The 9,221-nt window shown below is 68.2% G+C and carries 10 protein-coding genes; all 10 read left to right on the top strand.

Features of this window, described 5'->3' with window-relative positions:
- The 10 genes from PSEWESI4_RS07505 to PSEWESI4_RS07550 all read left to right on the top strand — a co-directional run bounded on the left by PSEWESI4_RS07505 (position 1) and on the right by PSEWESI4_RS07550 (position 9,221).
- On the top strand, positions 1-876 hold the full coding sequence (locus PSEWESI4_RS07505) for a transglycosylase SLT domain-containing protein (RefSeq protein ID WP_187670571.1): 876 nt from the start codon (positions 1-3) through the stop codon (positions 874-876).
- Between the two features lie 9 nt (positions 877-885).
- Entirely contained in the window at positions 886-1,509 is a 624-nt protein-coding gene (locus PSEWESI4_RS07510; protein WP_187670572.1) for a lysis protein, read from the top strand.
- The gene (locus PSEWESI4_RS07515; RefSeq protein WP_187670573.1) at positions 1,509-1,850 is read left to right on the top strand and encodes a DUF2730 family protein; all 342 of its coding nucleotides are present in this window, start codon (positions 1,509-1,511) and stop codon (positions 1,848-1,850) included. Before PSEWESI4_RS07510 ends, PSEWESI4_RS07515 begins: the two co-directional genes overlap by 1 nt.
- Positions 1,847-2,146 (top strand): VpaChn25_0724 family phage protein, encoded by a 300-nt coding sequence (locus tag PSEWESI4_RS07520; protein ID WP_187670574.1) that lies wholly within the window; start codon positions 1,847-1,849, stop codon positions 2,144-2,146. The genes PSEWESI4_RS07515 and PSEWESI4_RS07520 overlap by 4 nt, the downstream gene beginning before the upstream one ends.
- Positions 2,147-2,148: 2 nt before the next feature.
- Positions 2,149-2,694 (top strand): phage protein Gp27 family protein, encoded by a 546-nt coding sequence (locus PSEWESI4_RS07525; protein ID WP_187670575.1) that lies wholly within the window; start codon positions 2,149-2,151, stop codon positions 2,692-2,694.
- A 193-nt stretch (positions 2,695-2,887) separates the two neighbouring features.
- Positions 2,888-4,348 carry a phage terminase large subunit family protein gene (locus tag PSEWESI4_RS07530; protein WP_187670576.1) on the top strand — a complete coding sequence of 487 codons (1,461 nt, stop codon included), beginning with the start codon at positions 2,888-2,890 and terminating at the stop codon, positions 4,346-4,348.
- Complete coding sequence (locus PSEWESI4_RS07535) at positions 4,348-5,811, top strand: DUF935 domain-containing protein (protein WP_187670577.1); 1,464 nt, start codon at positions 4,348-4,350, stop codon at positions 5,809-5,811. The genes PSEWESI4_RS07530 and PSEWESI4_RS07535 overlap by 1 nt, the downstream gene beginning before the upstream one ends.
- Positions 5,811-7,070, top strand: a complete 1,260-nt coding sequence (locus PSEWESI4_RS07540; RefSeq protein ID WP_187670578.1) for a phage head morphogenesis protein — start codon at positions 5,811-5,813, stop codon at positions 7,068-7,070. Before PSEWESI4_RS07535 ends, PSEWESI4_RS07540 begins: the two co-directional genes overlap by 1 nt.
- A gap of 116 nt (positions 7,071-7,186) precedes the next feature.
- A complete protein-coding gene (locus tag PSEWESI4_RS07545) occupies positions 7,187-7,765 on the top strand; it encodes a phage virion morphogenesis protein (protein WP_187670579.1) in 579 nt (192 codons plus the stop codon).
- 211 nt (positions 7,766-7,976) lie between these two features.
- A complete protein-coding gene (locus tag PSEWESI4_RS07550) occupies positions 7,977-9,221 on the top strand; it encodes a peptidase (RefSeq protein ID WP_235978893.1) in 1,245 nt (414 codons plus the stop codon).

The following is a 9,221-nucleotide window of genomic DNA, read 5'->3' on the forward strand; positions in this document are numbered from 1 at the left end:
ATGAGGCTCTGGCGCCAGTTCGGGCGCGACCTCGGAGGGTTGGCGAAGGCCTATCCCGTCCTGGCGATAGTGATCGCCATCGTACTGGTCGGCTGGTTCTCGCAGCGTGCCGAGGCCGCTGGTGCGGTGCCGGCCGCTGCCGAGCAGCACCGCCGCACACTGGTGCGCGCTGTACATGCCGAGTGGGGCCTGGGTGCCCCCGTGGCGACGTTCGCGGCCCAGGTGCATCAGGAGAGCGCCTGGCGAGTCAACGCCCGCTCGCCGGTCGGTGCGCAGGGCCTGGCGCAGTTCATGCCCGCCACGGCCGATTGGATGTCCGAGATCTACCCGGCCAGCCTCGGCCCGGCGCAGCCGTACAACCCTGGTTGGGCGCTGCGGGCGATGGTCGCCTTCAACCGCTGGTTGTACGAGAGAAACCAGGCCATCACCGAGTGCGATCGGTGGGCATTTGTCCTCGCCGGCTACAACGGCGGGAATGGATGGGTGAATCGTGACCGACGTCTGGCATCGGCAAAGGGCGCCGATCCGCTGGCCTGGTTCGATTCCGTCGAGCGCTTCAACAGCGGGCGCTCGGCCGCCAACTTCCGCGAGAACCGCCACTACCCGCGCGCCATCCTGCTGCGCTGGGAGCCAATGTATGCGGCTGCCGGCTGGGGCCCTGGCGTGTGCGCCGACAGGTATAGCCGCCATGAAACTCCCGATCCTCTGTTTGCTGACCGTGCTCACCGCCTCCGTATCGCCTGCAGCTTGTTCCCGGAACTGGCTCGCTGCCAGCGAGCTGTACGCATCGCCGCCGCCACGCGGCCATCGGCCGACCTTGTGGCCGTTGGAGCGGGAGGCGCTGCCGCGCAACATCCGCCGCAAGCTGAAGCGTAAGGGGCGGCGATGAAGAACGTGATCGGTTGGTTCGTCGAGCACTGGTATCTGGTTGCTGTCGCGCTGATCGCCGCGACCCTCTGGACGCATGGCCGCAGCATGTACGAGCTGGGCGAAAGCACTGCGCAGGCCAAGGGCGACAAGGCGCTGGTCGCACTGCGCGAGGAGCACCAGAAACTGCGCGCCGATGCCGCCGAACAGAACCTGGTGCTCTACCGCCAGCAGGTGGAGCGCGCCAACCAGGCCGAGCAACTGTTCCTGAATGCCCAGGACGAGATCTACCAACTGCGCCAGCAGCTCACCCAGGAGCGTATCGCCCATGTCTCGACTCAGTACCGCCCCGCGCCAGGCGCTGCGCCTGTGCCTGCTCCTCGCTTCGTTGTCACTTGCGGCTGGCTGCGCGACTTCAACGCTGCCCTCGGCGCCCGTGTGCCCGCCCCAGCAGCCTGCAGAACCGCCTCCGGCGCTGAAAAAGCGGCCTGGCCCGCCCCCGGCGCTGACGCCGAGCTACTGGAAAGCGGCGTCAGCGCGGCTGACATCCTGGCCCATGCCCGCGACTACGGCAGTTGGGCCCTTTCCAACCTGGCGCAACTGAATGCGCTGCTCGATCTGCACACCACAAGGACGCCCTGATGGACCTGGATTTCGCGTTGCGCGCAGGCCAATTCCTGTTCACCGCCGTTGTCGGCCTCTACTCACTGTCGGCCGCGCGCCGCTCCAGCTCGAAGGCCGAGGCCGAGCAGCTCGCCAGCAGGATGGCCGGCCAGGACAACCGCATCCTGGTGCTCGAGCAGCGCATGAACCACCTGCCGGACGCCCAGCAACTGACCGAGCTTGCTGGCGAGCTGGCCGATCTGGCCGGTGACCTGAAGGCGATGCGAGCGGAGGTCGCCGGGTTGGCCAGAGAGATGGCCCCTTTGGCCAGGTCCGTCGACCGAATCAATGACTACCTGCTGCACGCGAGGACGCAATGAGCAAGTACTCCAACTACCTGAGCGAGGACCGCCGCCTGGTGATCCTGCGCATCCTGGCGGAAATGCCCACCTACCGGGCCAACAGCTCGGTGCTGCACACCGTGCTGTTCGAGTGGGGGCACGAACCCAGTCGCGACCAGGTGAAGACCGAGCTGCGCTGGCTCCAGGAGCAGCAGTTGGTCGACCTCGACGAGGTCGGCGATGGTGCCGTGCTGCTGGCCAAGCTGACCGAGCGCGGCGCCGACGTCGCCGCTGGCCGCGCCCGCGTCGACGGCGTGAAGCGGCCGGGGGCCTGACCATGGGGCGCAAGTCCAGCATCGACAAGCTCGAGCCGGCGGTCCGCTTGCACATCGAGCGCCGCCTGCGCGAGAACCGGCTCACCCTGGACGAGTTGATCGCTGACCTGCAGGAGCGGTTCCCTGCGGAACAGAAGCCCAGCCGCTCGGCGATCGGCCGCTACAAGGTCAGCTTCGACGAGATGGCCAAGCGGCTGCGCGAGCAGCAGGCCATGGCCAGCCTGTTGGTCGAGGAACTGGGCGAGAACCCGGACGACCGCGCCGGCGCGCTGATGGTGCAGTCCATCACCACCCTGACCACCCACGCCGCCATGGGCGCGCAGGTGGACGAAGAGACCACCGTCGACGACGTGCGCAAGCTGGCTCGGGCCGCCAAGGATGTGCTGCAGGCCCGCAAGGTCAGCCGTGAGGAGCGCAGCGCTATCGAGCGAGAGGCGCGAGAGCGGCTGCTCGAGGAACAGAAGGCGGCGTTGGCGGCGATGCCGATCAAGAGCGGCGTCACCGAGGAAACCAAGCAGGCGATCCGCGCGGCGCTGGGGATCACATGATGCAGGTCCTGGTCCTCAAGGGGCGCGCCTGGGGCTGGAGTTGGTTGTCCAGGCACCTGGAGCACCCTGCCGCCGCTGACGCTCGTGAGCTCAAGCCACATCCCGCGCACCCCATTGTCGCGGCCATGCAGAGCTGGGAGCCCCGGCAGCACCCGCTCGCCGTCGCAGTTCGCCAGGCACTGGAGGCTGGGCGATGAAGCGCAAGGGCAATGCCAAGATCATCCCCGCGGATCCAGACGCCATCTTCCTGGGCTACCAGAACCGCTGGATCGTCGACGAGAGCCGCCTGAAGCTGATGCAAAAGAGTCGCCAGGTCGGCCTGTCCTGGTCGACCGCCTTCGCGGCCGACGAACGTACGGCTGCTGCCGGGGCTCGCGTGGATCAGTGGGTTAGCAGTCGAGACGACCTGCAGGCGCGCCTGTTCCTGGAAGACTGCAAGATGTGGGCGGGCGTGATGAATCAGGCCGCCAATGATCTGGGCGAGGTCGTGATCGACCCCGAGAACCGCATCTCTGCCTACGTGCTGGAGTTCGCCAACAAGCGCCGCATCCACAGCATGTCCAGCAACCCCGATGCCCAGGCGGGCAAGCGTGGTGGCCGTATCCTGGACGAGTTCGCGCTGCACCCGGACCCGCGCAAACTGTGGGCGATCGCCTACCCGGGTATCACCTGGGGCGGCAGCCTGGAGGTGATCAGCACTCACCGGGGCAGCCACAACTTCTTCAACCAGCTGGTGCGTGAGGTCGTCGAGGGCGGCAACCCCAAGAACATCAGCCTGCACACCGTCACCCTGCAGCAGGCGCTCGAGGACGGTTTCCTGTTCAAGCTGCAGCAGATGCTGCCGGCCGACGACGAGCGCCAGGCGATGGACGAGGCGCAGTACTTCGACCTGGTGCGCTCTGGCTGCGCGGACGAGGAGTCGTTCCAGCAGGAGTACATGTGCAACCCGGCCGACGACGACGTCGCCTTCCTGGAATACGACCTGATCGCCTCGGCCGAGTACCCGGGCGACGCCAACTGGCAGCAGTTGGAGGGCGGCCGGTTGTTCTGCGGCGTCGATATCGGCCGCAAGAAGGATTTGACCGTGCTCTGGGTGGTCGAGCTGCTCGGCGACGTGCTGTACACCCGCCACGTCGAGCGCCTGCAGAACATGCGCAAGTCCGCCCAGGAGGCGATCCTCTGGCCTTGGTTCCGGCGCTGCGAGCGGATCTGCATCGACGCCACCGGCCTCGGCATCGGCTGGGCCGACGACGCCCAGGACGAGTTCGGCGAGCACCGCGTCGAGGCGGTGACCTTCACCCCGCATGTAAAGGAGGCGCTGGCCTACCCGATCCGCGGGGCAATGGAGGATCGCAAGATCCGCATCCCCTTCGACAAGCTGACCCGCGCTGCACTGCGCCTGGTGACCAAGCAGACCACAGCCGCCGGCAACATCCGTTTCACCGCCGAGCGCACGCCGGATGGCCACGCGGACGAGTTCTGGGCTATCGGCCTGGCCATCCATGCCGCGTCCCAACTGGTGAACATCCCCATCGACTACCAATCCGCCGGCCCGCGCCAGCAGACCACCGGCTTCGTCACCAGCCCGGGCGGGATCATCCTGCCGCGCGGCTGGGGCTCCATCGCCGGCGGCAACGACTTCGGAGGCTTCTGATGCAACTGCCCCAGCTCAACCGCGAGATCGCCACCACCGGCGATGGCCGCGACATTACCAAGGGCTTCCTGCGCGGCCTGCAGCAGCCCAGCGATTCCATCCTGCGCAGCCGCGGCAATCTGGACCTGAAGATCTACGAGCAGGTGCTCAGCGACTGGCAGGTGAAGAGCTGCTGGGGCGATCGCCAGCGGGCGGTGATCGCCAAGGAGTGGGTGGTGGAGCCCGGCGGCGAGCGGCGCGTCGACAAGGCGGCGGCCGCGCACCTGGAGCAGCAGCTGCGCCGCGTCGGCTGGGACCGGGTCACCCAGCTGATGCTGTACGGCGTGTTCTACGGCTATGCCGTGGCCGAGGCGATCTACGGCCGCGACGACCGCTTCATCACCCTGCAGGCGATCAAGGTGCGCAACCGCCGTCGCTTCCGCTACGACCAGGACGGCATGCTGCGCCTGCTCACCCCGGGCAACCTGTTCGAGGGCGAACCATGCCCGGCCCCGTACTTCTGGAACTTCAGCACCGGCGCGGACAACGACGACGAGCCCTACGGCCTGGGCCTGGCGCACTGGCTGTACTGGCCGGTGTGGTTCAAGCGCAACGACATCAAGTTCTGGCTGACCTTCCTGGAGAAGTTCGGCATGCCGACGGCGGTGGGCGAGTTCGACCCGAACAACGCCACCCCGGAAGACAAGGCCAGGCTGTTGGCCGCGGTCCATGCGATCCAGACCGACTCCGGCATCATCATCCCCAAGGGCATGCTGATCAGCCTGCTCGAGGCCGGCCGCTCCGGCACGGCCGACTACAAGGACCTACACGACACCATGGACGCGGCGATCGCCAAGGTCACAGTGGGCCAGACCGCCAGCAGCCAGGGCACCCCGGGGCGCTTGGGCAACGACGAGCTGCAGGGCGAGGTGCGCGAGGACCTGGTGAAGGCCGACGCCGACCTGATCTGCGAGACGTTCAACCTGGGCCCGGCTACCTGGCTGACCCGCTGGAACTTCCCCGACGCCGAACTGCCGCGCGTGTTCCGCCAGGTGGAGGAGCCCGAGGACATGAAGGCGCGAGCCGAGCGGGACAAGACGGTGTTCGACATGTCCGGCTTCCGGCCGACCCGCGGCTACATCCAGCGCACCTACGACATCGAGCTGGAGGAAGAGCCCGATCCAGCTACCAGCACGCCGCCGACGGAGTTCGCCGAGGGCGCCGCGCCGCGCGACCCGGCCGAGGCCATGGCGCCGCGCCTGGCCGCCGACATGGCGCCGGCGGTGCGGGACTGGCAGCATCAGCTGCGGCAGATCCGCGACGAGGCCACCAGCCTGGAGGATCTGCGCGAGCGCCTGCTCGCCCTGGCGCCGGAGCTGTCGCTCGAGCAGTACGCCGAGGCGATGACCACTGGCCTGGCCGCCGCCGAGCTGGCCGGCCGCAACGACGTCCAGGACGAGCTGGCGGCTCGGGATAACGCCTGATGGCGGCGGCCGCCACCTACGGTTCGCTGCCGTTCGCGGAGCAGATCGGCTTCCTGCGGGCCAAGCTGCCCAGCGCCGACTACTGGAAGATCCGCGGCGCTGCGCATGACCAGGCGTTCGTCTCTGCCGGCGCCCACCGCGTCGACTTGGTGGCGGACCTGCACGCAATCGTCAGCCGGGCGATCGCCGAGGGCATGACCCTGGCCGAGTTCCGCCAGGACTACGACGCGGTGCTGGACAACTACGCCTGGGAGCCGGACGGCGGCCGCCAGTGGCGTGCCCGGGTGATCTACGAGACCAACCTGCGCACCAGCTACGCCGCCGGCCGCTTCGCCCAGCTGCAGCAGGTGAAGACCACGCGGCCATTCTGGGTCTACAACCACAGCGACGCCGTGCAGCACCCGCGCGAGCTGCACCTGTTGTGGGATGGCCTGGCGATCCACGCCGACAATCCCTGGTGGCAGACGCATTTCCCGCCGAACGGCTACGGCTGCTGCTGCTTCGTCACCGCCTACAGCCTCGACGAGCTGCAGCGCTACCTGGGCAAGAGCGGGCCGGACGAGGCGCCGGGCGGCCGCATGCGGCAGATCGTCCACAAGGGCGAGACGGTCCAGGTGCCGGAGGGCATCGACCCGGGTTGGGACTACACGCCGGGCCGCTCGGTGTACGAGCAGCTCGTCCAGGGCGCCCTGGACAAGACGCTGCGCCTGCCGGCACGGCCGGCGGCGGCGATGAACGCGCAACTGCTGGCCAACGCCGCGGTGAGCCAGGCGCTGCGCACCAACTGGTCGACCTGGCTGGACGATGTGGCGGCCGACCCGGTGCGGCGTGGCCGGCGGGTGACGGTCGGCAGCGTCTCGCCGAGCACCCTGCAGGCCCTGGAGGGGGCCGGCGTGGTGCCGCAGGCGGCGGTGATCAGCGTGGGCGATGGTGAGATCCTGCATGTGCTGCGCGACGCCAAGGCGCTGGCCACCACCGCATCCGGACGCCCGAAGGCGCTCAGCCTGGCCGAGCTGGCGATGCTGCCGCAGATCCTCGCCCAGCCGCAGGCGGTGCTCCTGGACGTGTCGGCTGACACGCTGCTGTACGTGTTCGCGGCCGAGCGCCGCGAGGCCGGCAAGATCGCGGTGATGGTCAACTACAAGCTGAAGGGCGAGGAGCGGACGAACAGCGTGCGCTCGGGGTCGCTGATCGACTGGGCCGATGTGCGCAAGGACGTCGATGCGGGGAAGCTGGTGCTGCTGGAGGGGGCGCTGTGAGTGCCGCGGGTGGACGCCACTTCCACCGTACAGGCGCCTTGCGGCCCCCGAGCCGGAGCTGGCGATTTCCCGGCCGCCACGGCACTCACAACGTGCAGCCAGTATAGGAGCAATCGATGGCAGGCGTAACGCTGGAGTTCATTGGCCGCGAGGCACTGGCGACGATCCAGGCCGGCGCCGCCGCGCTGGCCGATCCGACACCGCTGCAGCGCGATCTCGGCGAGCTGCTGCTGGTCATTCACCAGGCGCGCTTCCGCGCCCAGGTGTCGCCGGAGGGCAACCCCTGGAAACCGCTCTCGCCGCGCTACCTGCGGCGCAAGCCGAAGAACAAGGACAAGATCCTGGTGCTCAGCGGCGGAGCTGAAAGCCTGCGTGGCGGTCTGCGCTACCAGGTCGACGGCGACGACCTGCTGTTCGGCACCGACCGGCCCTACGGTGCCATTCACCAGTTCGGCGGCAAGATCGAGCGGCAGGCGCGGCAGTCCACCGTTTACTTCCGGCAGTCGAAGTCCGGCGAGATCGGCCGGCAGTTCGTGAAGAAGGACAAGGCCAACTTCGCCCAGGACGTGAAGGTCGGCCCGTACACCATCAGCATGCCTGCACGCCCCTGGCTGGGTGTGGGCGAACAGGACGAGCCCCGCCTCTTGGAGCGCGTCATGGTCTTCCTCGACGACGCCTTTTCGCAAACCCGCTGAAACAGCCCCAAAACGGCCTCTGTCGCATGCAGGGGGCTGGCGTTGTATGCGGTAGAGGGCGTTCGCCGCGTCTTGGGCGTTTATAAACACGCCTGGCGCGTATCGCCCGGGGTGTCTCGCGCGAGGATCGCCCCCGGCGGGCAAATCCCCCTTCGATAAGTTTTTGCCGCGTCAAAATTACACCCGCTCTCCGACGCCTCACTCTGGCGCCATGAACAAGCCAACCGCCACTCTGCCCATTCTCCCCGCCGGCCAGCACGTCGCACTCGACGGCCGCCCGGTGGAGTTCACCGAGGCCATCCTGCAGGAGATCGTCGACACATACGATCCGGCCCTGCATGAGGCCCCGCTCGTCATCGGTCACCCGAAGCTCAACGCGCCGGCCTATGGCTGGGCGAAGAGCCTGGAGCTGCGCGACGGCATGCTGTTCGCCGAGCCGCATCAGGTGGTGCCGGAGTTCGCCGAGGCGGCCAACCGCAAGATGTACAAGAAGCGCAGCGCCTCGGTGTACCTGCCGGGCTCCCCGGGCAACCCGAAGCCGGGCAAGTACTACCTACGCCACATTGGCTTCCTCGGTGCCATTCCGCCGGCAATCAAGGGCATTCCCGACGCCGCGCTGAGCTTCGCCGAGGGTGATGGCGAGCTGGCGGTCGAGTTCGCCGAGGTGCCGTATGCCATCTCCGGCCTGACCGACATCCTGCGTCGCCTGCGTGACTTCTTCGTCGAGCGCGAAGGCGCCGAGCGAGCCGACCAGCTGATCCCGCAGTGGCAGGTGCTCTCCATCGAGGAGAACGCTCGCCGCGAGGTCGATCGCTCCGAGCGACCGCTGATCTCCTTCTCCGAACAACCCACCCGCGAGCAGGGCTCCGAAGCCGGCAAGGCATCCGCCGCCGACCTGGCCAAGCCCGACGACGCCCTCAGTGAGGGCGGCCCAGCTGCAGCGGCGGCGGATGCCGCTGCAACTACCCCCTATCCCCAACAGCAGGAAGACGTCATGACCGACAAGGCTGCGCTCGATGAGCGCGAACGCCAGCTCGCCGAACGCGAGCAGAAGGTGGCCGCCAGCGAGGCGCGGGTTGCCGAGCAGGCGGCTGAAGAACAACGCCGCGAAGCTGCCGAGTTCGCCGAGGGCCTGGTGGCCGGAGGCAAGTTGCTGCCACGCCAGAAAGAGCCGGTGATCGAGCTGCTGCTCAACCTGCCGTCGGCGCCGCTGGAGTTCGCCGAGGGCGATGCCCAGGTGAGCAAGCCGGCCGCCGACGTGCTGCGCGAGCTGCTCGGCAGCCTGCCCAAGCAGGTGGACTTCGCCGAGAAGAGCGCCGGCCAGGGCCGCGATGTGGATGCCGACGACGCCCAGGCGATCGCCGCCAAGGCGCGCGCCTACCAGACCGAGCAGAAGAAGCTCGGCAACACCATTTCCATCAGTGCCGCCGTCCGGCACGTCACCAAGGGAGCATGA

The organism is Zestomonas carbonaria, from assembly GCF_904061905.1.
In the GTDB taxonomy this organism is placed as follows: domain Bacteria; phylum Pseudomonadota; class Gammaproteobacteria; order Pseudomonadales; family Pseudomonadaceae; genus Aquipseudomonas; species Aquipseudomonas carbonaria.

Coding starts and splice junctions, on each gene's coding strand:
- PSEWESI4_RS07535 (WP_187670577.1), top strand. CDS start 4,348: ATGCAACTGCCCCAGCTCAACCGCGAGATCGCCACCACCGGCGATGGC.
- PSEWESI4_RS07505 (WP_187670571.1), top strand. CDS start 1: ATGAGGCTCTGGCGCCAGTTCGGGCGCGACCTCGGAGGGTTGGCGAAG.
- PSEWESI4_RS07525 (WP_187670575.1), top strand. CDS start 2,149: ATGGGGCGCAAGTCCAGCATCGACAAGCTCGAGCCGGCGGTCCGCTTG.
- PSEWESI4_RS07540 (WP_187670578.1), top strand. CDS start 5,811: ATGGCGGCGGCCGCCACCTACGGTTCGCTGCCGTTCGCGGAGCAGATC.
- PSEWESI4_RS07520 (WP_187670574.1), top strand. CDS start 1,847: ATGAGCAAGTACTCCAACTACCTGAGCGAGGACCGCCGCCTGGTGATC.
- PSEWESI4_RS07545 (WP_187670579.1), top strand. CDS start 7,187: ATGGCAGGCGTAACGCTGGAGTTCATTGGCCGCGAGGCACTGGCGACG.
- PSEWESI4_RS07550 (WP_235978893.1), top strand. CDS start 7,977: ATGAACAAGCCAACCGCCACTCTGCCCATTCTCCCCGCCGGCCAGCAC.
- PSEWESI4_RS07530 (WP_187670576.1), top strand. CDS start 2,888: ATGAAGCGCAAGGGCAATGCCAAGATCATCCCCGCGGATCCAGACGCC.
- PSEWESI4_RS07515 (WP_187670573.1), top strand. CDS start 1,509: ATGGACCTGGATTTCGCGTTGCGCGCAGGCCAATTCCTGTTCACCGCC.
- PSEWESI4_RS07510 (WP_187670572.1), top strand. CDS start 886: ATGAAGAACGTGATCGGTTGGTTCGTCGAGCACTGGTATCTGGTTGCT.